At 69.5% G+C, this 23,540-nt stretch carries 21 protein-coding genes; 4 read left to right on the forward strand and 17 right to left on the reverse strand.

Annotated features, from left to right (window positions below):
• Nucleotides 1-7: 7 nt before the first annotated feature.
• The 7 genes from WDU93_RS02160 to dnaK form a co-directional block, all read right to left on the reverse strand.
• Complete coding sequence (locus WDU93_RS02160; RefSeq protein WP_337316879.1) at nt 8-1,639, reverse strand: fucose isomerase; 1,632 nt, start codon at nt 1,637-1,639, stop codon at nt 8-10.
• Between the two features lie 25 nt (nt 1,640-1,664).
• On the reverse strand, nt 1,665-3,149 hold the full coding sequence (locus WDU93_RS02165; RefSeq protein ID WP_337316880.1) for an FGGY-family carbohydrate kinase: 1,485 nt from the start codon (nt 3,147-3,149) through the stop codon (nt 1,665-1,667).
• A 106-nt stretch (nt 3,150-3,255) separates the two neighbouring features.
• Nucleotides 3,256-4,227: a LacI family DNA-binding transcriptional regulator gene (locus WDU93_RS02170; protein WP_337316881.1), complete on the reverse strand. Its 972-nt coding sequence runs from the start codon at nt 4,225-4,227 to the stop codon at nt 3,256-3,258.
• A 67-nt stretch (nt 4,228-4,294) separates the two neighbouring features.
• Nucleotides 4,295-4,771 (reverse strand): heat shock protein transcriptional repressor HspR, encoded by a 477-nt coding sequence (locus WDU93_RS02175; protein WP_337316883.1) that lies wholly within the window; start codon nt 4,769-4,771, stop codon nt 4,295-4,297.
• Between the two features lie 3 nt (nt 4,772-4,774).
• Nucleotides 4,775-5,755 (reverse strand): DnaJ C-terminal domain-containing protein, encoded by a 981-nt coding sequence (locus WDU93_RS02180; RefSeq protein ID WP_337316885.1) that lies wholly within the window; start codon nt 5,753-5,755, stop codon nt 4,775-4,777.
• A gap of 7 nt (nt 5,756-5,762) precedes the next feature.
• A complete protein-coding gene (locus tag WDU93_RS02185; RefSeq protein ID WP_337316887.1) occupies nt 5,763-6,359 on the reverse strand; it encodes a nucleotide exchange factor GrpE in 597 nt (198 codons plus the stop codon).
• Nucleotides 6,359-8,218 (reverse strand): molecular chaperone DnaK, encoded by a 1,860-nt coding sequence (gene dnaK, locus WDU93_RS02190; RefSeq protein WP_337316888.1) that lies wholly within the window; start codon nt 8,216-8,218, stop codon nt 6,359-6,361. Before dnaK ends, WDU93_RS02185 begins: the two co-directional genes overlap by 1 nt.
• Nucleotides 8,219-8,442: 224 nt before the next feature.
• Here dnaK and WDU93_RS02195 point away from each other — a divergent pair, with 224 nt between their 5' ends.
• From WDU93_RS02195 to WDU93_RS02210, 4 genes are all read left to right on the forward strand, one after another.
• Nucleotides 8,443-8,982 (forward strand): hypothetical protein, encoded by a 540-nt coding sequence (locus WDU93_RS02195; RefSeq protein ID WP_337316890.1) that lies wholly within the window; start codon nt 8,443-8,445, stop codon nt 8,980-8,982.
• Nucleotides 8,983-9,055: 73 nt separating this feature from the next.
• Entirely contained in the window at nt 9,056-9,736 is a 681-nt protein-coding gene (locus WDU93_RS02200; protein ID WP_337316892.1) for a sirohydrochlorin chelatase, read from the forward strand.
• Nucleotides 9,737-9,859: 123 nt separating this feature from the next.
• Nucleotides 9,860-10,834, forward strand: a complete 975-nt coding sequence (locus WDU93_RS02205; protein ID WP_337316895.1) for an ornithine cyclodeaminase family protein — start codon at nt 9,860-9,862, stop codon at nt 10,832-10,834.
• An 8-nt stretch (nt 10,835-10,842) separates the two neighbouring features.
• The gene (locus tag WDU93_RS02210; protein ID WP_337316897.1) at nt 10,843-11,214 is read left to right on the forward strand and encodes a RidA family protein; all 372 of its coding nucleotides are present in this window, start codon (nt 10,843-10,845) and stop codon (nt 11,212-11,214) included.
• Here the strand turns inward: WDU93_RS02210 and WDU93_RS02215 are convergent.
• The 10 genes from WDU93_RS02215 to WDU93_RS02260 all read right to left on the reverse strand — a co-directional run bounded on the left by WDU93_RS02215 (nt 11,172) and on the right by WDU93_RS02260 (nt 23,539).
• Nucleotides 11,172-12,584, reverse strand: a complete 1,413-nt coding sequence (locus WDU93_RS02215; RefSeq protein ID WP_337316899.1) for a M17 family metallopeptidase — start codon at nt 12,582-12,584, stop codon at nt 11,172-11,174. The genes WDU93_RS02210 and WDU93_RS02215 overlap by 43 nt on opposite strands.
• Nucleotides 12,581-13,801 (reverse strand): metal-dependent hydrolase family protein, encoded by a 1,221-nt coding sequence (locus WDU93_RS02220; protein ID WP_337316901.1) that lies wholly within the window; start codon nt 13,799-13,801, stop codon nt 12,581-12,583. The genes WDU93_RS02215 and WDU93_RS02220 overlap by 4 nt, the downstream gene beginning before the upstream one ends.
• Complete coding sequence (locus WDU93_RS02225) at nt 13,798-14,262, reverse strand: GAF domain-containing protein (protein ID WP_337316903.1); 465 nt, start codon at nt 14,260-14,262, stop codon at nt 13,798-13,800. The genes WDU93_RS02220 and WDU93_RS02225 overlap by 4 nt, the downstream gene beginning before the upstream one ends.
• Nucleotides 14,263-14,275: 13 nt before the next feature.
• A complete protein-coding gene (locus tag WDU93_RS02230) occupies nt 14,276-15,760 on the reverse strand; it encodes a helix-turn-helix domain-containing protein (RefSeq protein WP_337316905.1) in 1,485 nt (494 codons plus the stop codon).
• A complete protein-coding gene (locus WDU93_RS02235) occupies nt 15,757-16,845 on the reverse strand; it encodes a DUF917 domain-containing protein (RefSeq protein WP_337316907.1) in 1,089 nt (362 codons plus the stop codon). The genes WDU93_RS02230 and WDU93_RS02235 overlap by 4 nt, the downstream gene beginning before the upstream one ends.
• Nucleotides 16,842-18,149, reverse strand: coding sequence for a hydantoinase/oxoprolinase family protein (locus WDU93_RS02240; RefSeq protein WP_337316909.1), 1,308 nt, complete (start codon nt 18,147-18,149; stop codon nt 16,842-16,844). The genes WDU93_RS02235 and WDU93_RS02240 overlap by 4 nt, the downstream gene beginning before the upstream one ends.
• Nucleotides 18,150-18,176: 27 nt before the next feature.
• Entirely contained in the window at nt 18,177-19,187 is a 1,011-nt protein-coding gene (locus WDU93_RS02245; protein ID WP_337316911.1) for an ABC transporter permease, read from the reverse strand.
• Between the two features lie 10 nt (nt 19,188-19,197).
• Complete coding sequence (locus tag WDU93_RS02250) at nt 19,198-20,703, reverse strand: sugar ABC transporter ATP-binding protein (RefSeq protein WP_337316913.1); 1,506 nt, start codon at nt 20,701-20,703, stop codon at nt 19,198-19,200.
• Nucleotides 20,704-20,775: 72 nt separating this feature from the next.
• Complete coding sequence (locus WDU93_RS02255) at nt 20,776-21,786, reverse strand: sugar ABC transporter substrate-binding protein (RefSeq protein ID WP_337316916.1); 1,011 nt, start codon at nt 21,784-21,786, stop codon at nt 20,776-20,778.
• Between the two features lie 43 nt (nt 21,787-21,829).
• The gene (locus WDU93_RS02260; protein ID WP_337316918.1) at nt 21,830-23,539 is read right to left on the reverse strand and encodes a hydantoinase B/oxoprolinase family protein; all 1,710 of its coding nucleotides are present in this window, start codon (nt 23,537-23,539) and stop codon (nt 21,830-21,832) included.
• Between the last annotated feature and the right edge of the window lies 1 nt (nt 23,540).

Here is a 23,540-nt window from a genome sequence, read left to right on the forward strand (position 1 = left end):
TGTCCGGTCAGATCCGCACGTCGCCGGCGAGGTTGACCCGGATGCCCATGCCGTCGAGCATCGCGGCCTTCGCGACGAGGGCGCGATCGGCGGTCTCGCCGTCGGGCGCATAGACGAGCTGCGCGTGGTTGGCCTTGTGCCTGGCCATGAACTGGTCGCGGTTCTGCCCGTGCAGCACGACGTGCGCGATCGGCCACTCCGGGTTGGTGGCATCCTTGCGGCGCTGCGTCTCTTCGGCCGGCAGCTCGACGACCGAGCCGCGGAAGAGGTCGGCCTGCAGCACGCCGTCGGCGATGTAGATGCGCGAGAGCACGACCTCGCCGGGCGTGGAGACGCCGTTGATCGTGGCCCCGCCGGCCGGGAAGAACACGTGCCCCTGACGCCAGCCCTCGGCGTTCTGCCAGCCGCCGAGGTGCGAGGCAGGCACCGAGCCCGAGATCTCGTACACCCACACGAACTGGCCGTCGTAGTCCTCGCCCCAGCGCACGTCGTGCAGGGTGTTGTCGGGCACGAGACCCATCGCCCGCCACACCCGGTCGGTCACCAGCGCGTCGACGGCGACGCCCTCGTCGGCCTCGTTGAAGTGCGGGAACGCCCGGCCCTCGTGCAGCACGCGCGAGCCGTCGCGGCTGGTCACCGGCGGGCGCTCGGTGGAGTTGAGGATGCCCTCGGCCAGATCAGACGCCGGAACGAGGTCCTTCAGGCCCTGCTGGTACTGGATGCCGACGGCGTCGAGCCCGAAGTCGTCGGCGATGCGGAGCGCGGCGATGTACATCTTCAGCTGCCACTGCACCTGCTCGCGCGTGAGCTCGGTGGCGGCATCCTCGCCGTAGACGAACGTCATCCCGTGGTCGATGAGCCAGTCGTAGGCCGCGTCGGCCTCGGCATCCGTCACCTGCAGCATCTCGGCGTACAGCGCCGACTGGGACAGTCGCTCCTTGTAGATGCCGGTGGGGTTGAGCAGTTCGTCATCGAAGATGGCGTTGTACATGCCCATGCAGCCCTCGTCGAAGACGCCGATGATGGCCTTGTCGGCGCGAAGCTGTTCGGCCAGCGCCGCACCGAGCTGCTTCTCGGGGCTGTCGGGCAGGGCAGGCAGGGCGCGCACATGGCTGGCGTCGTGCGTGATGGCGCCGGTCTCGGTCCACTCGCGGATGCCGTCGCGGAACCAGTCGTCGGTGAAGTCGACCGACCAGATCGTGGCGTAGTCCTTGCCCATCTTCGTCAGGCCGGCGTTCAGGCCGAGCAGGCCCACCAGGCCCGGCCATTCCCCGGCGAAGTTGGCGACCGTGAGGATCGGGCCCTGGTGCGTGCGGAGGCCGGCGAGCACGTGGTGCGAGTACTGCCAGACGGCCTCGGCGACGATGAGCGGCGCGTCGGTCGGGATGCCCTTGAACACCTCGATGCCCATGCGCTGACTGGAGATGAAGCCGTGCCCGGTCGCGGGGTCGACGTCGTTGGCCCGGATGACGGTCCACCCCAGGTCTTCGAGCACCCGGGTGACGCCGGCCTCGAGCTCGACCTGGGTGGGCCAGCCGGCGGTGTTGGCCGATTCGCGCAGGTCGCCGGACGCGATGAGGTAGGCGGTCTGCGGGGCGGTTTCAGGGCGGGCGGCGGGGGCGGGAAGGGTGTAGGTCATGGTCTCTGCTCCGTGGATCGAGGGGTCAGGCGCCGCGCTGGTCGGCGGCGAGTTCGTGGACGACGTCGGCCGTGCCGGCGTACAACCGCAGGTAGCGGTCGAAGAGCGTGTCGTAGCCGGCGGCGAGGCCGGGGTCGGGTGTGATCGTCTCGGCGATGGGGTTCCAGTCCTCGATCCGGGGCGCGGTGTCCGGCGCGACGGCGGTGGCGGCGAGGAAGGCGGCGCCGTAGCTGGCCCCGATCGTCTTCTCCGGCACCTCTTGCACGAGCCCGGTGACATCCGACACGACCTGCAGCCAGAGGCGCCCCTGGGTGCCGCCGCCGACGGCGACGATGCGGTCGATGCGGGCGCCGGCTGCGCGCATGGTGTCGACGTTGTGCCGCACGCCCAGGGCCGTCGCCTCGAGAGCGGCGCGGTACAGGTCGCCTCGGCCGTGCTGCAGGGTGAGGCCGGCGATGACGCCGCGGGCATCCGGGTCCTGGATGGGGGTGCGCTCCCCCGCGAAGTACGGCAGCATCAGCAGGCCGCGCGCGCCGGGGCCGGACTGCGCTGCCTCGGCGAGCAGGTGCGGGTAGTCGTCGCCGGTGAGGTCTTTCAGCCAGGCGGTGAGGGCACCGGAGGTGGAGAGGCCGCCGGCGAGGTTGCGGGAGCCGGCGAACGCTCCGGCGGTGGTCCACATCGACGCGGTGCGCAGCGTCTCGGTGCCGGTGGCGATGAGGAACATCGTGGTGCCGTACATGAGCATGAGGTCGCCGTCGCCGTGCGCCCCGACGCTGACGGCCTCGGTCCACGCGTCGATCGTGCCGGTGATCACCGGCGTGCCGACGGGCAGGCCAGTGGCGGCAGCGGCCTCGGCGGTGACGGTGCCGGCGATCTCGTCGGCCCAGGCCAGCGGTGGCTGCTCGATGGATGCCGCATAACGCTGCCACCACGGATCATGCCAGCGCTCGTGCTCGATGTCGTACAGCGGCGAGACCTGGCTGGCGGACTGATGGTCGAGCACATAGGCGCCGGTGAGGTGGCGCACCAGCCACGATGCGGGCATGAACAGGCGTGCGGCGCGAGCCCAGACCTCGGGTTCCTCCTCGGCGACCCACGAGATCTTCGGGCCGCCCGCCTGCGAGGTGAGCACCGAGCCGCCGATGCGCGTGATCTCGTCTTCGCCGAGTTCGGCGGTCATCCGTGTCACCTGCGCGGTGGCGCGGGTGTCGACCCCGTAGAGGATCGCGGAGCGCACCGGCTCGTCGTGCTCATCGGCGAGCAGGATGCACGGTCCCATGCCGCTGACCCCGACCCCGACGATCTGCGCCGCCGGTTCGGCGGCGAGCAGCTCACGCGTGATCGCGACGAACTCGTCCCACCACACGCGACCGTCCATCTCGACCCAGCCGGTGTGGGGTCGATCGACCTCGTGCGCGCGGGTTGCCGAGGCGAGGATCTTTCCGTCGTCGGTCACGAGCACGCCCTTGCTGCTCGACGTGCCGATGTCCACCCCGAGGGTGCAGCGCATGAGTCCTCCTTGACCGGGCCCGATCAGGCTCCTCGTCCAGGGTACGTGAAATCGGTTTCACGACACAAGATGCGGAGCCGCGGCGCGCGCCGGGTGACGATCCCGGTCAGTCGGCGGCGGGCTGCAGGTCGCCGCGGAGCACGACCGTGCGCGGCGGCTGGTCGTCGCCGCGGATGCGGTCGAGCAGCATCCGCGCGGCGGTGACGCCCATCTGGCGGGCGGGCAGACGCACCACGGTCACCGCGCTCGGACGAAGGGTCGTGTACGGCAGCGAGCCGACGACGGCGACGCCGATGCGCGGCGGGGCGACGCCGTGTTCGCTGAGCACCTGGATGGCGCCGACGCCGATCAGATTGTTGCCGGCGACGATCGCGTCGGGCGGCTCGGGGAGCGCGAGGAGCTCTTCCATGACACGCCTGCCTCCGTCGACGCGGAACGAGGCGAAACGCAGCAGGTGCTCTGGTACCGCGACGCCGGCGTCACGGTGCGCGATGCGCCACCCTTCGGCGCGTTCTGCCGAGGTCTCGATGTCGGCTGGGCCGCCGATGTAGGCCACGCGGCGGTGCGTGCGCAGCAGGTGGGCTGTGGCCTGGCGGCCGGCTTCACGGTTGGCCATGACGACCTCGTCGATGTCGTGGCCTGCGCTGCGGTCGACGGCGACGACGGGGCGGCCGGCCGTGAGCACCTCGGCGAGGTCGGTCTGGGCGGATGCCGCGGCGAGGATGACCCCCGACATCCGCTCGGCCATCGCGATGCGCAGATAGGTGGATTCCTTCTCGGGCTGTGCGTCGGAGTTGCACAGCACCACTGAATAGCCGCTCTCGCTGGCCGCATCCTCCACACCGCGCGCCATCTCGGTGAAGTAGGGGTTCTCGATGTCGGGGATGACGAGCGCGATGACCTCAGAGCTCTGTCGGCGCAGGGTGCGCGCGGCGCGGTTCGGGGTGAAGCTCAGTCGCTCCGCCGCGTCGCGTACGGCCGCGACCTTGTCGTCTGACACCTTGGTGCCGTTGAAGACGCGCGACACCGTGGCCGGCGACACCCCGGCGAGCGCCGCGACGTCGTAGATGGTGGCCATGGTGCCCCACTGTAACCGATTTCAGCGGGGCGGCCGGGGGTGGATGTGGACGGCCCTGAGCCTCAGATCAGTCGGCGTCCGGCTCCGGAGCGGCTGCCGGCGCCGCCGCGGGCGGCTCGCCGTCGGCATCCGCACCACCGCGCGGGTGCCACAGCACGACCTCGGTCGCGCGGCGCACGCGCCGACCCGAGGGAACGGTGATCACCTGCCCGGATGATCCGGCGGCGAACACCCGCATCCCTGGCCGCGATGAGCGCTCTGAGCGCAGCGCGCCCTCGAGCTCGGCGACCTTGGCGCGCAGCATCCGCACCTCGTTCTCCATCGCGATCACACGCGCGATGGCGGGCAAGCTCACACCCTCACTCGAGAGCTGGGCGACCTCGCGCAGCTGCTCGATGTCACGCACCGAGTAGCGGCGCGAGCCGCCGCGAGTACGACCGGGGACGACAAGGCCGATCCGGTCGTACTGGCGCAGCGTCTGCGGGTGCATGCCCGCCAGGTCGGCGGCCACGGCGATGGCGAAGACGGGGGACTCCGCATCCATGGCTCAGCCTCGCGCCTTGGACATCAAGTCCGCGCGCGGGTTCTCCTTCGACTCGACGGCGGCGAAGTGCTCCAGCGCCTCGCGCGCCTTCTCGTCGAGGTGCGACGGCACGGCCACCTGCAGCTCGGCGAGCAGATCACCGCTGCCCTTGCTGGTGGTGATGCCGCGCCCCTTGACCCGCAGGACGCGACCCGACGGGGTGCCGGGCGCTACGCGCAGACGCACCGGGTCGCCACCCAGGGTGGGCACCTCGATGGTCGCGCCGAGCGCAGCTTCGGTGAAGGTCACCGGCACGACGAGCCGCAGGTTGCGGCCCTCGCGGGTGAACACCGGATGCGGCCGCACGGCGATCTGCACGACGATGTCGCCGTTCTCTCCGCCGTCCGGCGAAGGGCGACCACGGCCGCGCAGCTTGATCTTCTGCCCGTCGGCGACGCCGGCGGGGATCTTCACCTTGAACGGCTTGCCGTCCTCGGCCTGCAGTGTGATCGTCTCACCCTTGGCCGCGGTGATGAAGTCGAGCGTGGTGCGCGCGGTGACATCGGCGCCCCGCTGCGGGCCGCCGTAGCCGCGGAATCCGCCGCTGGTCTGCCCGAAACGTCCGGAGCCGAAGCCTCCGCCGCCACCCTGCGTGAACATCGAGAAGATGTCGTCGAAGTCGGGCTCCTGGCCGCGACCCTGCCCGAAGCGGCTGAAGACATCCTCGAACCCGCCCGTGGAACCGCTGCCCGCCGTGAAGCGAGCACCGGAACCCATGGCGCGGATCTCGTCGTACTCGGTGCGCTGCTCAGGATCGCTGAGCACGCTGTATGCCTCGCTGATCTCCTTGAACTTCGCCTCGGCCGCGGCATCACCCGGATTGGCATCCGGGTGATACTTGCGGGCGAGCTTGCGGTACGTCTTCTTCAGGTCGGCATCCGAGACCTCTTTCGAGACCCCGAGCGTCTTGTAGAAATCCTTGTCGAACCAGTCTTGGCTAGCCATGCATCACCTACTCCGCGGGGACGGCGACGACGACCTTCGCGGGACGCAGCTCGACATCGCCGAGGCGGTAACCCACCTCGACCACCTCGAGCACCGTGGTCTTGTCGACGCCGGGAGTCGGCTGCTGGAAGATGGCCTCGTGGCGCTGCGGGTCGAATTCCTCGCCCTTCTCGCCGTACGAGACCACGCCGAGCCGGTCCACGACCGCGCGCACCTTGTCGGCGATCACGGCGAAGGGGGTGCCCTCGACCAGATCACCGTGCTGGGCAGCGCGGTCGAGGTCGTCGAGCACGGGGATCAGGCCCTTGGCAGCCTCACCCTTCGCGCGCTCGATCTCGACCTGACGCTGCTCTTCGGTGCGGCGGCGGTAGTTGGCGTACTCGGCCTGGAGGCGCTTGAGATCGTTCAGCAGGGCGGACTCGGCATCAGCGATCGCCGCATCGGCGTTCGCTGCGTCGTCGCTCTGCGCGGCACCGAGGATGTCGTCCACGGTGAGCTCTTCTCCCGAGGTGCCCTCCTGCGGCGCGGGGCCGGATGCCGCAGCATCCGACCCCTCACCGTCAGGCTGAACCTCGTCGTTTGCGTCGAAGTTCTTGTCTGTCATTACTTCTTCTCTTCGTCCTCGTCCACGATCTCGGCGTCGACGACGTCCTCATCGGAACCGCCGGTCTCGGCCGCGGCCTCTTCGGCAGCGCCCTCGGCCGCAGCGTCAGCCTGAGCGGAGGCGTAGATAGCCTCACCCAGCTTGGTCTGCGAGGCGTTCAGCTTGTCGAGGGCCGACTTCACGGCATCCTCGTCGTCGCCGGCGAGAGCGGTCTTCAGCGCCTCAACATCCGCCATGACCTCGGTCTTGACGTCTTCGGGGAGCTTGTCCTCGTTCTCCTTGACGAGCTTGTCGATGGAGTACGACAGGGTCTCGGCCTGGTTGCGGACCTCGGCGGCCTCACGGCGCTTCTTGTCCTCGGAGGCGTGCTCCTCAGCCTCGCGCACCATGCGGTCGATGTCTTCCTTCGACAGCGACGAGCCGCCGGTGATGGTCATCGACTGCTCCTTGCCGGTGCCCTTGTCCTTGGCGGACACGTGCACGATGCCGTTCGCGTCGATGTCGAAGGTGACCTCGATCTGCGGCAGGCCGCGGGGAGCGGGGGCGATGCCGGTGAGCTCGAAGGTGCCCAGCGGCTTGTTGTCGCGGGTGAACTCGCGCTCACCCTGGAAGACCTGGATTGCGACGGACGGCTGGTTGTCGTCGGCCGTGGTGAAGGTCTCGCTGCGCTTGGTCGGGATGGCCGTGTTGCGCTCGATGAGCTTGGTCATCATGCCGCCCTTGGTCTCGATGCCGAGGCTGAGGGGGGTGACGTCGATGAGCAGCACGTCCTTGCGCTCACCCTTGAGGACGCCGGCCTGCAGGGCGGCGCCGACGGCGACGACCTCGTCCGGGTTGACGCCCTTGTTGGGCTCCTTGCCGGTCTCCTTCTTCACGAGCTCGGCGACGGCGGGCATACGGGTCGAACCACCCACGAGCACGACGTGGTCGATGTCGCCGACCTTGATGCCGGCCTCGCGGATGACATCCTCGAAGGGCTTCTTGGTGCGGTCGAGCAGGTCCTTGGTGAGGTCCTCGAACTTCGCACGGGTGATCGTCTCGGACAGCGAGACGGGGCCGTTCTCGGTCAGCGAGAGGTAGGGCAGGTTGATCGAGGTGCTGGTCGAAGAGGAGAGCTCCTTCTTCGCCTGCTCCGCGGCCTCCTTCAGACGCTGCAGGGCGATCTTGTCACCCGAGACGTCGACGCCCGTGGTCTCCTTGAACTGCTTGATGAGGTACTCGACCAGGCGCTGGTCCCAGTCGTCACCACCGAGGCGGTTGTCACCGGCGGTGGCGCGCACCTGGATGGTCGAGAAGTCGTCGTCCTTGCCCACCTCGAGGAGGGAGACGTCGAAGGTTCCACCACCGAGGTCGAAGACGAGGATGAGCTCGTCTTCCTTGCCCTTGTCCAGGCCGTAGGCCAGAGCGGCAGCGGTGGGCTCGTTGATGATGCGCAGGACGTTGAGGCCGGAGATCTCGCCGGCCTCCTTGGTGGCCTGACGCTCGGCGTCGTTGAAGTACGCGGGGACGGTGATGACCGCGTCGGTCACGGTGTCGCCCAGGTACGCCTCGGCGTCGCGCTTGAGCTTCATGAGGATGCGCGAGGAGATCTCCTGCGGCGTCCACTTCTTGCCGTCGACGTCGAAGCTCCAGTCAGTGCCCATGTGGCGCTTGACCGACGAGATCGTCCGGTCGACGTTGGTGACGGCCTGGCGCTTGGCGGTCTCACCGACGAGCACCTCCCCGTCCTTGGTGTAGGCGACCACCGAGGGGGTGGTGCGGAAGCCTTCCGCGTTCGCGATGACCTTGGGCTCGCCACCCTCGAGGACGGCGACGACAGAGTTCGTGGTTCCGAGGTCGATACCGACAGCACGTGCCATGTGTTCTCTCCTTGTGTTGACGTGATGTTGATCAGGAAATTCGTGATGCGGCCACAAACCTGAGCCGCAATGACTCAAGGATACGACGAGCACCCCACCGCTGTCAAGAAAGTTGATAGCAGGTCGCTCAAGTTTGAGTTATCCACAGGCTGTGGACAGAGTCGGATGCCGTCTGCCTAGGCTCACGGGGCATGAGAAGAGATATTCATCGCCCCTCGCTGACCGTGACTGCGCTTGCCGCCGCCGCTCTCGCCTCTGCCCTCGCGCTGGGCGGATGTGCTGGTGCGGACTCGCCTTCCTTGCGTTTCGCCGACGGCGACACGGTGCCCGCCGACGCGGAGGTCTCCTGGGCCAGCGACCTCGAGACGGACGACGCGTGGACGAAAGAGCCCCAAGGCCCGATGACCTATGCCAGCGCCGACGGCGCGTGCGAGGTCTCCTATTGGCAGGGTGATACCTGGCTCTACGTTGGCGGTAACGATCTCGAGACCACTCAGATCATCGCGACCGAGGAAGCCGCGGGTGCTCCGAGCATCTCGGATGATCTTGAGCTCAATCCGCTGTCCTTCCAGAGCCGCTCGGGTGTTCCGACAGACATGCTTGTCTTGTCCGGCACACACGAGAACATGCACATGCGCATGGCCATTCGCGGGATCACCACGGCGGAGACCGTGTTGTTCGTCGGGGTGACCTGCTCCAATGACACCGCAGGCACTGTCCTCGACGAGGTGCTGTCCAAGAGCGAGATCCACATCGAGCCCTGAGCTCATCCGTCACGGGGTGTCACCGGGCGTCACCGACACCCTCTCCCGCCCGCTCGCGCTTTAGAGTCGCCTCATGCCTCGCCCCACGCTGCTCGCCGTCTCGCATGGCACCGCCGATGCGGCCGGGGCCGGGGCGATCGCCGCACTCGTCGAGCGAGTCGCCGCGGCACTGCCCGACGTGGCGGTGATCGAAGCGTTCGTGGACGTGCAGCAGCCGGATGCCGCCGAGCTCGCCCCCACGATCGACGGCCCCCTGGTGATCGTGCCGCTGCTGCTGTCGCGCGGCTTCCACGTGCACCACGACCTGCATGGCATTGCGAAGACCAGGCGCGACACGGCCGTCACGGCCCCGCTCGGCCCCGACCCGCGCCTGGCCGAGGTGCTCGCCGCCAGGACAGACGCGGTGGCCGCCCCCGACTCCCCCGTCATCCTCGCGGTGGCAGGGTCCCGCGACCCGTCGTCGCTGACCGATGCGGAGGCGATGGCCGCTCTGCTGCGCGCCCGCAGCGGACGGGTTGTCGAGCTCGCCTACCTCGCCGCGCGCGAGCCCGACCTCCCGACGGCGCTCGCGCAGCATCCGGATGCCGCGATCGCGACCTATCTGCTCGCGCAGGGCTACTTCTTCGACCTCGCCGTGCGACAGGCGGGCGGGCGCGCGATCAGCGCCCCGTTGCTGGACGGCGGTCCGGTGCCCGACGCGCTGGTCGACCTCGTCGTCACGCGCTACCGCGACGGGGAATCCCAGCTCGCTTAGTCGCTGTCCCGGCGGACCCCGGCGGGCAGCTCGCCCGATGCGCGCCTCGCGATGAATGCAGGATGCCCGCAGGGGGCGCCGACCGCGCAGACATAATCGACGCGGTCGGCGAGAGGGCACAGGATGGGCGACACCGCGAAGAGTCACATCGCGATGCTGGACGCGAGGGGACTTCGGGCAGCGCTCGACGTCCGCGCTGCCGTCGCGGCCATCGAGGCCGCGCTGCAGGCTGGGCTCGACCCTGACGACGACCTCCCGCGCCTGTCGGTGCCGCTGCAATCCGGGGAGTTCCTCCTCATGCCGTCCGAACAGCGCGCCGCCACCGGCCTCAAGGTGATCACGGTGGCGCCCTCCAACCCCGAGCAGGACCTCCCCCGCATCCAGGGCCTCTACCTGCTGTTCGACCGCGCGACCCTCACCCTGCGGACGCTGCTGGACGGGGCTGCGCTGACCACCCTCCGCACCCCGGCCGTCACGATGGCCGCGATCCGTCCCGCGCTGGAGCGGCGCACCGATCCCCTGCATATCGTCGTGTTCGGCACCGGACCGCAGGCGGTTGCCCATGTCGACGCCGCGCGGGCCGTCCTCGCCGGCACACGCGACATTGCGACGGTCACGTATGTGAGCCGGTCCGGCCGGGCGCCGGCATCCGCTCCCACCGCTCTCACGCTCCGCGCAGACGGCACCGACGTCGAGGCCGCCCTCGCCCGCGCGGGTCTGGTGATGTGCGCGACGACGGCTCGCACGCCGCTGTTCGACTCCTCGTTGGTGGGGCCACAGACCGTGGTCGCCGCCGTGGGCTCCCACGAACCGGATGCGCGTGAACTCGACGCCGCGCTCCTCGCCCGCGCGCAGGTCATCGTCGAGAGCCGCGCCACTGCTCTGCGGGAATGCGGCGACGTCGTGCTGGCCGTCGCCGAGGGCGCCCTCGATCCTGACGACCTCGTTCCCCTGCGAGCCGTCGTGGCCGGGCAGGTGGCGCCGGCCTCCGACCGGCCGATCGTGTTCAAGAGCGCGGGCATGTCATGGGAAGACCTCGTGCTCGCCGAGGCCGCATCCGCATCCGCATCCGCATCCACACCCACGTCCACCATCTGAGGAGAATCATGGACATCGATCTCATCGCCCCGCTCGGCGTCGACGGCCGCCCGTTCAGTGCGGCGGCCCGATCCGGCGGCTGGGTGCTTCCGGCCGGTCAGGCGGGCGAGCGCGCAGACGGCACCGTGCCGGAGTCGTTCGCCGAGGAGGTCGCCCTGGCGCTGGACAACCTCAGCGCCGTGCTGGAATCGGCCGGCAGCGACCTCGCCCACGTCCTGCGGATCGAAGTGATCTTGCGCGACATGGCCGACTTCCCCGTGATGAACGAGGTGTACCTCGCCCGGATCGCGCCGCCGCGGCCGCCGCGCTTCACGATCGGCGCTGGACTCGCCCCCGGTTACCGCGTCGAGTTCGTGGCGACGGCCGTCGTACGCGACTGAGCGATCAGTTCGGCGAGGAGCCGCACACCGTAACCCGTGCCCCCAGCCGCACCGCCCGCATCAGCGGTCGGCCGGAAGGCGGGGCCCGCCATGTCGACGTGCGCCCAGGGGATGCCGCCCACGAACCGGCTGAGCAGGAGGGCTGCCGACGACACGCGTGCCGAGGCGACCCCGGGGAAGTTCTTGTAGTCGGCGACGTCCGAGCGGATCTGCGCCTCGAGTTCCGGTTGCAGCGGCATCCGCCACACGCGGTCACCGCTGCGCGCCCCCGCCTGCTCCACACGCGCAGCGAGAGCGTCATCGTTCGCGACGAGAGCGCCGAAGTCGTCGCCGAGGGCGTGCTGGGCGGCGTAGGTGAGGGATGCGATGTCGATGATCGTCTCCGGTCCGAACTCTGCGGCCCGACTCAGCGCATCGGCGAGGATCACCCGCCCCTCGAAGTCGGTGTCGAGGATCTCCAACGTCGCCCCGTCACGCAACCGCACGACGTCACCTGGTCTCACCGATCCCGGCCCCGGCAGGTTCTCCACGAGGGGGATGACGCCCACGACGCTCCGACCGCGAGCAAGAGTCGGCAGCAGGGACAGCGCCCCCACCACGGCCGCGGCACCGGCCATGTCGGATTTCATCGCCATCTGCGCGGGCGCCGGCTTCAGGGACAGCCCTCCGGAGTCAAAGGTCACGCCCTTGCCGACGAGGGCCAGCTCTGGTGGGCCCTCACCGGCTTCGACCTCCAGCAGCGCGGGTGGGTTTGTCGAGCCCTGTCCGATCGCGACGATCCCGCCGTACCCGCCGTCGCGCAGCTCGTCGGAGCGGACGATCCGCACGCGGAGTCCTCGCGACCGCAGGAGCCCGGCTGCACGCTCGGCGAAGGCACACGGGGTGAGTACGGACGGCGGCAGATTCACGAGGTCGCGTGCGAGGTTGACGGCAGCTCCGAGCGCCTCCCCGCGCGCCCATCCTTCGCGCTCGAGGTCCGCGGCACCGTGAGCGCGCGGGATGGCCGCATGCGTTCCGGATGTGTAACTCTCGGCCCCCGTCATCCGAAACCGGTACCCGCCCCAGGCGATGCCCTCCGCGACTGCCGCCACCTCCGCCGTCGATGAAGCTCCGAACGAGGCAAGGTCGACATCCATCACCAGGTCTTCGACGGCGTGGAAGCTGCGAGCCACGGTGGCGGCGGCGCGGCGGAGCGCGGTCGTCCCCCTCTGCGAGCGCCGACCGAGGCCGGCCAGCGCCACGACCTCGTCGCCGTGCTGCTCCACCCGGCTCTGCCCGAGCGCACCCGTGAAACCCGCCGCCGCGCGAGCATCCCACGCCCCTGGCCGTGCGTCGTCTTCAGCGACGCCCCGCACCACGACGCGGTTCATGACGCAAGAACCGGGACGCCGTCCAGCACGACGCGCGGCCGCCGGTCTTCTCGCCACAGCAGTGTCGGGTCGTCGAACGGGTTCCCGTCGAACACCAGAACGTCGGCAGCGGCTCCCGGCCGGATGCGACCCAGCCGGTCATCCTGCACGAGGTCGGCGTTCACCGAGGTGAGCGAACGCAGCAGCGCAAGCGTCCCCGACACGTCGTGCTGCAGTCTGAGCCCTGCGAGCTGCTCGGTCTCAAGCTCGCCCATCAGATCGGAGCCGAACCCGACGCGCACGCCCCGTTCCGCCGCCAGCGCGATCACGACGCGGCCATGTTCCAGCACCTCGGCGTTCTTCGCCAGTCCCACGCTCGTGAGACCGACCTGCTCCCCCAGGCGCGACATGGCGTCATAGGCAGCCAGGGTCGGCACGAGATATGCACCGGCATCGGCCATCAGCTGCGCCGTCGCGGCATCCATGAGGTTGCCGTGCTCGATCGAACGCACGCCGGCTGCGAGCGCATGCTGGATCGCGGCGGGTGAGTAGGCGTGTGCGGCCACGTAGACACCCCGACGGGTCGCCTCCTCGACGACGACCGCGAGTTCGTCATGCGAGTACTGCGGGATGCGCAGCGGATCGGTCGGCGAGATCACGCCACCGGATGCCATCACCTTGATCACCGACGCCCCGCCGCGCAGCCGCTCGCGCGCGGCCACACGGAGGGCGTCGACGCCGTCAACGATCTCGAGTCCTGGCCCGGAATGGAAGCAGAGCGTCTCGTCCGCGCGCACCGGATCGCCGTGCCCGCCGGACTGGCTCAGTGCCGGCCCCGAGTAGAAATAGCGTGGCGCGGTGAACAGCCCCTCAGCGATGGCGCGGTGCAGTCCGGCATCTCCCCCGGCGACATCACGCACCGTGGTGAACCCGCGACGCAGCGCAGACCCGAGTCGCCGCCTGGCCACATGGGCGATGTAGCTCAGCTGGGTGGTCTCATTCCGGATCAGGTCGAGCGACAGCGCGTAGGCGTGCAGGTGGGCATCGATGAAACCGGGGGTGACCAGGCCACCGCGGGCATCCCAGTCGGGCACGTCGGCGGGCGCTTCGGCGCCGTCGGGCTGGATGATGCCGTCGATGATCACCAGATCGCGCTCGTGGAGCGCCTCAGAGACACCGTCGAAGATGAGACCGTTTCGGATGCGGAGTGAGCCGCCGCGACGGAGAAACGCCGTCATCGTCCGGCGCCGAACGCGTCGTCACGCGCCGCCACGACATCCGGGGTGAGCTGCGCGGTGATGGTCATCGCGAGGTCCGCGGCATCGGCGGGCAGGCTGCCGTCGGGGCCGAGGAAGTTGACCGACCCGATGGTGGCGCCCTCGTGCACGACGGGGGTGTTCACGATTGCACCGCACCCCAGTGACTCGATCGTCGCCCAGTCGAAGAAGAAGGAGCGCACCGTCTCCCGGTCCGCCCCGACGAAGGGCGTCTGCGCCGCGACAACCTGTTCTGCCCACAACGGCGAGGTCTGCGAGGGGTCCAGCCGCTTGCGCCCACCGACCGGGTAGACATCGGGGTGCGTGGTGGCCACGCGCGCGACCTCTGCCCCGTCGGGGGTGATCACCGTCACGGTCACCAAGATGCTGCCGAGTTGTGCGCGGGCGGCGTCGACGGCGTCGTCGAAGGCGGTGAGAATCATGGGAGTCCAATCGTCAGTGTTCGGGGTGTGCGCGTGCCCTCTCGAGCACGCTGAAGAGCAGATGGATGCCGAGCAGGCGCTCGGGGTCGCCCAGAGGAACGCCGAGCTCGCTCGCGCGGCGGAGCCGCAGCTGCAGGGTGTTGCGGTGGATCCCCAGCCTCGCGGCCGCCCCGCTGACCGAGCTGGCGCAGTCGAGGTAGGTGACCACGGTGGTGATCAGCTCCTCGGTGTTCTGTTCGGCGAACAGGGCCGGCATCGCGGCGCGGGCGACCTCGGCCGCCTCGGCCGGGGCGAGCAGGCGCCGCAGCAGCGCGGTGGTCAGCTTCTCGAAGGGCAGCGGGGTGCCTGTGTCCGGGGCGACACGGGCGGCGAGACGGGCCCGTCGCAACAGCACCTCCGTGGAGAGGTCGGCACGGGCGCCGGGCTCCGCTTTCGCGTCGGACCGGTCTGTTCCTTCGGTCTCGTCGTCCGTCACGGCGGCGAGGCCGATCGCGATGCCCAGGGCACCGAGTTCGAGAGCCGAGAGGCGTGCGCGCAACTCCGCGGCCGCCGCGGCACCGGCCCGCAGCGGCACCACCGCGACCCACCCGACATCCGTGCGCGCCAGTGGCACCCGCGGAAAGCGCGCATGCCATCGGGTGCCGACCACGGGAGCCAGCGCGGTGGCAACGTCAGCGCCGCCATCGACCAAGCGCAGCGCGACCGCCGCACGCGGCCCTCCCGCGCCGAGGTCGGGTGGCGTGGGGGCATCGTCAAGACCGACGAGGGCGGCGAACGACAGCAGGGGAGCCGCCCGACGCAGCTCGCGCAGCTCATCCGCCAGAAGGAACGCGTGCACGCTGGCGGCCGCGCGCGCGAGGGCACGCTCGGTGAACTCTTGCTCCTGACGGGGCACGCCCGCCACGAGCTCCCGCGCGGCATCCGCGGTGACGAGCCGCTGACGCACGTCGACGGCATCCGCTCGCCGACGCCCGACGCTCTGCGCCACGACGCCATCGATGACGACGCCGACTTCTCCGCCGCCGAGTTCATGCGAGACGACCTGGAGCGTCTCCGTGAGGCTCCCCGCTCGCAGCACCCGTTCGTGGAGCACGTTGAGGCGCGCGAGCACGCCGGCTTCGCGGGCTCCGAGACTGCGGGCGAGGGCAATGGCCGTGCGATCGATCGCCCGCGCCGTCGTGAAGAGCGAGACGCCGAAGCGACGAGCCAGCTCCACCACCGAGTCGGACAGCAGCTGGTCCGAGACGATCAACGCCACCGCGTGCCGCTCCCACGCATAGCGCAGCGCCACCGAGACCACCCAGCCGCCGAGCGCGAAGTCCTGGCCGAGCAGCACCACCGCATCCGGTCCGACCGAGAGGATCTGCTCCACCTCGGTCACCAGTGCGACGTCGCTGACGAACTGCTCATGGGGCGGCACGAAATGCGCGGTGAGCGAGGCCGAGTCCGCGGCGAGCAGGTCGTTCAGGCTGACGCCGCGGCGTCCCTCGCGCATCATGCCGCACTCCCTCGTCCACGGATCGCACCCTGGATCGCGAGCGGCTCGACGAGGGCACGGCCCTCGGCCGAGTACCACTGCGGCGAGGCGGGGAATGACAGCAGATCGAGCCGGTTCCCCACCCACAGATCATCGAGGCCTGCCACCCCGGTATCCTCCGGCAGCACCAGCGTGATGACATCGGGCAGGATCGCTTGCACGGCCCCGTCGACCAGGAGCATGAGGATCTCGTTCTGAATCTCGATGCGCACGATCCGGTCGAGGGCGGCATCCACGAGGGTGACGCTCGATGGACGATCCGGGATACCCGGCACCGATGGCCGCGACAACCCCTCGACCTCGATCACGGTGCCGCGGATGACCTTGCGCAGGCCGAGCAACCCGGTGAGGTCGGCATACTTCGAGACCGTCGGTCGGGGCGCGTCGAGCACCTGACCGATCTCGATCAGGCGGCTGACGCTGCCGGCGATGCCGTAGCGCCCGAGTTCGGCGGCCGTGACCGGATACGAGGCCGTGGCCGCCCAGCCACCCAGCTCTGCCGCGAGCGCACGCACCAGACGCTCCGCGCGCACGGGTGACTCGACCTCCAGCACCGCTGTCTCGCCCGTCGGACCGGTGAGCCCGATGGGGCCCGCGCTGAGCCCCGCGAGTGCGAGTGTGGTGTGCTGCAGCAGGGGGAAGACCCGGCCCATCGGATCGGCGTCGACCACGGGTCGTCCGGTCCGAAGCGCAAGGTAGACCGGCACGAGCGCGTTCACGCTCGCCGCGGCCAGCGGGTAGACCCCCCGTACGGGGACACCCAGCCGACCCTGCAGCCGTGCGAGAGCGCTCTCGAGCTCATCGCCCATCGGCATCATCTCGGAGAACATCAGCCCCTTATTGACGTACCCGATGGAGCAGGTGACGTCATCCGGATCCAGCTCGTCTGCCGTGATGAGCTCGGGCGCTCGCCCGGAGGTGGCCATGAGGTCCAGAAGCAGGTCGCGATAGTGCAGGCATGTCGCATGATCCACGGTGCACGCGACGAACATCGCACCGGTGCACAGGTGCTGGATGTCGCGTTCCGTGAGGCGGCGGATGCTCATGCCGCCCCCCTCATCGTCGCGCGGCGCCCGCTGTGGCGCCCCGGCGTGGCGGCGACCGTGCGCACCCGGATGCGCACGACCTGCGCCTCGTCGTAGGAGGTCGCGAGAACGCGCGATTCGGTGACACGCACGTCGTCGGGGGCAGCGCCGGCGGCGACGAGCGCGGCGCGGGCGATCTGGGCGCCCTCGCGCAGAGCCTTGGCGACATCGTTCGCGGTGACGATCCGAGCGATGCCGTTGTGCCAGTGCGACAGGGGCGCCGTCGACGCGCCGAGGGCGACCAGGGCGTGGCCGGTGATCAGGGCGGGTTCCAACCCGAAGGCGCCCAGCGCGCCCTCGCACCCTTCCGCCGCAACCGCGACGGGGGCCTCCGTGGAGCCGGAGATCAGGAGATCCGTGAGCGGGACCACCTGCGCGAAGTTGGATGCCAGTACGGCCCTCCCGGCGGGCAGAGGGGGGCGGGCCACCGCGGGGAGCATCCCCTCCGTGAACTCACCGATCAGCACCGCATCGGGCAGCGCCAGGACGAGACGCCCGCTGGAGCGCCCGGCCAACGTCGCGGCCCCGCGAACGGCGGCGGCGATTCCCGATCGGACGGAGTGCACCGGCGTCACCGACAGCCGCGCGAGCGAGCTGCAGCCCCCATCATTGCGACTGACGAACACCCGGGCATCGTCTCCGGCGACCCGCGCGACCGCGTCGGCGAGGATGCCGCTGAGTTGCTCACCCTGGCGCAGAAGCAGGGCGTTCACGACGGCGGTATGTTCCCGCACGAGGATGCTGTCGCTGAAGAAGGTGTGCGACTCGGTCACGCTCGCCACGGGGGCGGCGGCGCGCAGCAGTTCGGCGGCACGGCGTTCGTGCACCGGATTGCACGGCGCACCGGCCGCCGAGAGGATCAGATGCGCCCCGGCGGGCACGGTTGCCGCGAGCTGCAGCAGCGCCTCCTCATCGAGGGGCACGAGTTCATCCCCGAGGGCGGTATGCCCACCGCGGATCTGTGCGGTGTCGACACGCAGCCCATCCTGCTCCCAGCCATGGCGCCGCGGAACCACAGGGATTCTCGGCTCGATGAGCACGGCGACCACGTCGGCGCTGTCGTCCGGGGTGAGCACCTCGCTCACGTCGACGATCACCGACGAGATCTCCTCGCCGAGACGAGTGCGCACGCGGCGCAGGACGCGCGCCACCGCATCGCCCAGGTCGTCGAGGCCGACTGTGGGTTCTGCCGCCTCGATGACATCACTGTCGACGAGGGCGGCGGCACGGACGCTGTTCGCGCCCACGTGCACACCGATACGCATGAGATCGCCTTTCGGGAGCGGGTGTTCCTATGCTCTCCCGCGGCGGGACGATCGCGAAAGCCATGCATCGGCGGCGACGGCCACGAAGATCAGCACACCGGTGACGACCTGCTGGTAGGTCGTGTCCCAGTGCAGCAGATTGAAGCCGTTGCCGATGACGGTGAGGATGATGACGCCGACGACCGTGCGCCAGACGGCACCGGCGCCACCGAGGATGCTGGTGCCGCCGATGACGACCGCCGCGATCGCGGTGAGCTCCATGCCGGTGCCGAGCGACGGCTGAGCAGAGCCGGCCCGCGAGGCGAGCACCATGCCGGCCGCGGCCGCACACACGCCGTTGATCGCGAACACGGAGATGTGGATGAGCGGGGTGCGTACGCCGCTCAGCCGCGCTGCCTCTTCATTGCCACCGACCGCGTAGATGCGGCGACCGTAGGTGGTTCCCCAGAGCACGAAGCCGAGCACGATCGCAACGATGATGAACAGCAGCGTGCCGCCGGTGAGGCCTCCGACCGCGGGGAGCGCCCAGAACCGGAACGCCTCGAGCTGGTCCGGCGCCACCGCGAGGATCATGCCGCCGGTGAGCACGATGGCAAGGCCCCGATAGATGATGCTCATCGCCAGCGACCCGATGAAGGAGTTGACCTTGGTGATGACGATCATCGTGCCGGTGACCGTGCCGAGCGCGGCGCCGACGAGCAAAGCACCGATGAAGCCGGGCACGACACCGAGCTTCTGGGTGAGGAACACACCGGCGATCGCGGAGACGGCAAGGGTGGCCGAGGCCGACAGGTCGAAGACGCCGGAGACGATGCAGAGCGTCGCCCCGACGGCGAGCAGACCGATCACGGCGGCCTGATCGAGCAGGTTGACGATGTTCTGCCCGGTGAGGAACGTATTGGTGGCGAGGCTGAGGAACACGACGATGGCGAGCAGTCCGCCGAGGATGCCGAAGTCCTTGAAGTTGATACGGCGCCCCCGGCGGGGTGCCGTTGCCCGCGCCGGGGCGGGATCCACGGTGGTCAGTTGGGTGGTCACGAGACGTCTCCTAAAGGAATGCGGCGGACAGGATGTCCTCGCGGTCGGCGGGGCTGACGAACTCGGCGACGATGCCGCCGTGCCGCATGACGAGGATGCGATGTGACAGCGCCATCACCTCCTCGAGTTCGGAGCTGACCACGATGACGGCAGTGCCGGCCGCGGCCAGATCGAGGATGAGGTTGTGGATGTTGACCTTGGCGCCGATGTCGACGCCTCGGGTGGGTTCATCGATGAGCAGCACCTCGGGCGGCGAGACGAGCCATTTCGCGAACAGGGCTTTCTGCTGGTTGCCGCCGGAGAGCGCGCCGATCGGCACGTTGCGGACGCTGCCGCGCACGTCGACGGCGACCACGGCTCGCTCGACGGCCTCCCGTTCGACGCGGCGGCGGACGACACCGCCGATCTGACGCTGGCCGAGCGAGGGGAGGGCGATGTTCTCGGCCGAATCCCGCCCGAGCACCAGGCCGTCGTCCTTGCGCGACTCCGGCACCAGCGCCAGCCGCCGCTGGATCATGCGGCGAATCGCCGGTCGACGCACCGGCTCGCCCTTCACGCGCACGCTCCCGGAGGTGAGCCGGTCGGCGCCGAAGATCGCACGCAGGGTCTCGGAGCGGCCACTGCCGACGAGCCCGGCAAGGCCGACGATCTCGCCGGAGCGCACCTCGAGCGACACATCAGCGATGCGCCGGTTGGTGAGCCCTGTTGCTTGCAGCACCACCGGGGCATCCACCGCGAAAGGCTCAGGGCGCCGCGCGAGCGACGCCACGTCACGGCCGACCATGAGGCGCACGAGCGACTCCGGGGTGTGCCCGGCGGCGTCCTCCGTCACGATGAGGTTGCCGTCGCGCAGCACGGTGATCCGGTCCGCGAGCCCGAGGATCTCTTCGAGGAAGTGAGAGACGATGATGATCGTCACTCCGGAGGCCGCGAGCGCACGGATGACGGCGAGCAGCTGTTCGGTCTCGGTTTCGCCGAGTGCCGCCGTGGGTTCGTCAAGGCACAACACGCGAGAACCGCGGGCGATGGCCTTGAGGATCTCCACCTGCTGGGCGGTTCCCAGCGGGAGATCGCCGACGATGGCATCGGGGTCGAGGTCGAAGCCCGTCTCTGCGCAGAGCCGGGCGAACTCGTCGCGGTCCCTGCCGGGCACGGCCACGCCGCCGGCATGGGCCCAGCGGCCGAGGAACACGTTCTCGAGAACCGTGCGCTGCGGCAGAAGCGCCAGCTCCTGTGCGATGAGCGAGACGCCGCGAGCGATGGAGTCACGCGGGCTGCCGAGCCGGGCGCGTTCACCGTCGAAGGCGATGGAGCCGGTATCGGTGCTGATCGCACCGCCGAGGATCTTCAGCAGGGTCGACTTGCCGGCGCCGTTCTCGCCGAGCAGGCCATGGATCTCGCCGGGCGAGATCTCCAGGGTGATGTCGCGGAGCACCGAGATGCCGCCGTACGACTTGCCGACCGCCTCCAGCTGGATGCTCGGTGTCGCCGTGAGTGTGCCGGGCGCAGGTGTCATGCCCCCTCCTTTGGGGTGCGGTGACGCGCGGACCGGCCGACGGAGGTTGCGCTCCGCCGACCGGTGGCCGCGTCAGTCGTCGTAGGTGGCGGTGAATCCCTCGAGATTCGCCTTGATCCCGATGCCCTCGCCCGGGGCGAGCTCGGCCTCGTTGTTGGCCATCGTGACCTTCTCGCCGTTGTGGTGCTTGATGCCCAGCTCGGCGGCGGTGAAGCCGTTCTTGTAGACATCGAGCGCGTAGGTGGCGAACCAGCTGCCGTCCATCACAGCGGCGACAGCTTGGCGGGACGATCCGTTGCCGACGAACTTCACGTCGCTGGCGTCACCGGCGACGAGCTTGGCACCGCCGATCGCCTGCGCGGAGCCGATCACGACGTCGACGTCGGGGTCAGCGGTGATGATGTCCTGATAGGCGGCCTGGCCGGTGTCGGCGGTGTAGCCGCCCTCGACCTGAGCGACGACCTCGGCTCCGCCCGCGGTGAGGGTGTCGACGACGGCCTTCGTGCGCGCGTTGTCGAGCGGGAGCGAGCGGAAACCCTCCATGTAGGCGACCTTGCACGGGTCGGCGCCCGCGTCCTCACAGGCGAGCAGACCCATCTTTCCCAGCGCCTCACCGTTGAGGATCGGCGGGTCGACGATCGAGATCGCCCCCTCGATCTGCGGATCGACCGTGGAGAAGTCCGCGCCCACCGGGGTGAACTCGACGACGACGGTGATCCCGGCGGCGACGGCGTCTTCGAGCGGCTTCTGCACGACGAGGTTGTCATTGGCCTGGATGACGATGATGTCGAACTGCTTCGAGGTCACCGCGTCGTTGATCTGCTGCGCCTGCACCTGGCCGTCGAAGTTCGAGTCGACGAACGTTGCCGTCGCCCCGTTCTCTTCGGCGGCAGCCTCGACGCCGGAGAAGACGCCCTGGGCGAACGAGTTCGCGGCGGCGAAGCCGAAGAACCCGATGCTGAGCGCCTCGTCTCCCGAGTCGGACGAGGGTGCGGTGCCGGATGAGGCCGAGGATCCGCATCCGGTGAGGAGCGTGGCTGCGGCGATGGTCACCGCGGCCAGGGTGAGGTACTTCTTCTTCATGGGGGGTACCACGCTTTCGAGTGAGATGTGACTATCGGGGTGGTCAGGAAAGGTCGACGTGGCTGTAGTCGGCCGCGGCGCGTTCGCGGCTGAGGTAGCCGTTCTCGATGTCGTGGCGGACGGCCTCAGGGTCACGCAGCGCGGCGTCGCCGTACCCGCCACCGCCGCCGACGGCGAGGCGGATGACGGTGCCCTTGGTCGCCCGGTGGGCATTGACCTTGAGCATGTGCTCCTCCTCGGGCGTGCCCGGGTTGATCACCACGTCGGGGCCCGTGGCGTCGTTGCCACCGAACAGACCCCAGGCGGGCGTCTTCGAGCGCTCGAACCAGAGGCTGAACACGCCGTCGGCGAGGAACTCGTACTCACGCAGCACGCCGTTGCCTCCGCGCCAGCGTCCCGCGCCACCCGAGTCCTGACGGATCGAGTACTCGCGGATGCGGAACGGCCACTTGGTCTCGACCATCTCGATCGGGAAATCCTGCAGGGATCCGTTGACGTTGTTGATCAGCGCCGATTCACCGTCGGAGCCGTCCCATGCACCCCAACCGCCGAGGGTCGCCTCCATCGACACCCAGTCCCGCCCGACGCGCGGGTCGAAGCCGGCGCTGGTGATGATCATCGAGTCGCCGTGGCTGGCCGCCGCCACCCGATCGGGCAGAGCCGGCGCGAGGGCGCGCGAGACCATGTCGATCAGCATGCCGAGGTGGGAGAAGTAGAACTGGCAGGCGGCGGGCACGACAGCGCCGAGCACCGAGCCTTCCCTGACCTTCACCGTGAGCGGGCGGAACGATCCTCCGTTGGAGCTGGTCTCCGGGCTGATGAGGATCTTGTAGCCGACGCGCAGCGCGGAGATCGCCTGCGCGACACCGCAGTTGACCGGGCCCTTGGCCTGGTCGGCCGACTCCGTGACGTCGAACTCGATCTGGTTGCCCGAGACGGTGACCGTGAGCTTGATCGGGATCGGGGTGTCCAGGTCGATGCCGTCGTTGTCGAGGAATCCCTCGGCGTGATAGACCCCGTCGGGGATGTGGCGCACCCGCTCGAGCTCGAGTTCCTCGGTCTGGCGGAAGATCTCGTCACGGGCGGCTTCGAGCACGTCGAGGCCGTACTTGCGCACGAGCTCCTCCATGCGGATGGAACCCATCCGCAGCGCGGCGATCATGGCGTGCATGTCGCCGATGGTCTGGTACGGGAATCGGGTGTTCGTCTGGATGAGCTCGACGACATCGGTCTCGATCCCGTCGTTGACGAGCTTGACCGGACCCATCCGGAAGCCCTCCTGGAAGATGTCGGTGGAGTCCATGGACGCACCCACGTCCTTCGCTCCGACATCCATCCAGTGCGCACGGGTCGCCGAGAACCCGACGAGCACACCGTCAACGAACACGGGCGCGAAGATCGTCACGTCGTTGAGGTGGGTGCCGCCGATGTACGCGTCGTTGAGGATCCAGACGTCACCGTCGCGCCAGACGTCGCGGCCGTACTTGGCCTCGACCGCGAGCGAGCAGGTCTCGATGTTGCCGAGGAACAGCGGCAGACCCGCCGACTGGCCGAGCACCTGATGCTTGTTGTCCAGCAGCGCGACGACGCAGTCACCGCCTTCGTAGATGATCATCGAGTATGCGGAGCGGATGAGCGTCGCGTTCATGTCTTCCGCGGCGCTGTTGAGGGCGTTGCGGATGATCTCGACGGTGACGGGGTCGACAGCGACCTCGGCCTTCTCGGCCGTCTCGTCCAGGATTGTGGATGCCATG

This window comes from Microbacterium istanbulense, from assembly GCF_037204145.1.
Classification (GTDB): Bacteria; Actinomycetota; Actinomycetes; order Actinomycetales; family Microbacteriaceae; genus Microbacterium; species Microbacterium istanbulense.

Bases quoted from the DNA above. Each gene is read 5' to 3' on its own strand.
- dnaK (WP_337316888.1), bottom strand. From the start codon at position 8,218: ATGGCACGTGCTGTCGGTATCGACCTCGGAACCACGAACTCTGTCGTC.
- WDU93_RS02215 (WP_337316899.1), bottom strand. From the start codon at position 12,584: ATGAACCGCGTCGTGGTGCGGGGCGTCGCTGAAGACGACGCACGGCCA.
- WDU93_RS02180 (WP_337316885.1), bottom strand. From the start codon at position 5,755: ATGGCTAGCCAAGACTGGTTCGACAAGGATTTCTACAAGACGCTCGGG.
- WDU93_RS02170 (WP_337316881.1), bottom strand. From the start codon at position 4,227: ATGGCCACCATCTACGACGTCGCGGCGCTCGCCGGGGTGTCGCCGGCC.
- WDU93_RS02230 (WP_337316905.1), bottom strand. From the start codon at position 15,760: ATGATGCGCGAGGGACGCCGCGGCGTCAGCCTGAACGACCTGCTCGCC.
- WDU93_RS02260 (WP_337316918.1), bottom strand. From the start codon at position 23,539: ATGGCATCCACAATCCTGGACGAGACGGCCGAGAAGGCCGAGGTCGCT.
- WDU93_RS02210 (WP_337316897.1), top strand. From the start codon at position 10,843: ATGGACATCGATCTCATCGCCCCGCTCGGCGTCGACGGCCGCCCGTTC.
- WDU93_RS02205 (WP_337316895.1), top strand. From the start codon at position 9,860: ATGGGCGACACCGCGAAGAGTCACATCGCGATGCTGGACGCGAGGGGA.
- WDU93_RS02225 (WP_337316903.1), bottom strand. From the start codon at position 14,262: ATGATTCTCACCGCCTTCGACGACGCCGTCGACGCCGCCCGCGCACAA.
- WDU93_RS02235 (WP_337316907.1), bottom strand. From the start codon at position 16,845: ATGAGCATCCGCCGCCTCACGGAACGCGACATCCAGCACCTGTGCACC.
- WDU93_RS02175 (WP_337316883.1), bottom strand. From the start codon at position 4,771: ATGGATGCGGAGTCCCCCGTCTTCGCCATCGCCGTGGCCGCCGACCTG.
- WDU93_RS02200 (WP_337316892.1), top strand. From the start codon at position 9,056: ATGCCTCGCCCCACGCTGCTCGCCGTCTCGCATGGCACCGCCGATGCG.
- WDU93_RS02255 (WP_337316916.1), bottom strand. From the start codon at position 21,786: ATGAAGAAGAAGTACCTCACCCTGGCCGCGGTGACCATCGCCGCAGCC.
- WDU93_RS02160 (WP_337316879.1), bottom strand. From the start codon at position 1,639: ATGACCTACACCCTTCCCGCCCCCGCCGCCCGCCCTGAAACCGCCCCG.
- WDU93_RS02250 (WP_337316913.1), bottom strand. From the start codon at position 20,703: ATGACACCTGCGCCCGGCACACTCACGGCGACACCGAGCATCCAGCTG.
- WDU93_RS02185 (WP_337316887.1), bottom strand. From the start codon at position 6,359: ATGACAGACAAGAACTTCGACGCAAACGACGAGGTTCAGCCTGACGGT.
- WDU93_RS02240 (WP_337316909.1), bottom strand. From the start codon at position 18,149: ATGCGTATCGGTGTGCACGTGGGCGCGAACAGCGTCCGTGCCGCCGCC.
- WDU93_RS02165 (WP_337316880.1), bottom strand. From the start codon at position 3,149: ATGCGCTGCACCCTCGGGGTGGACATCGGCACGTCGAGCAGCAAGGGC.
- WDU93_RS02220 (WP_337316901.1), bottom strand. From the start codon at position 13,801: ATGACGGCGTTTCTCCGTCGCGGCGGCTCACTCCGCATCCGAAACGGT.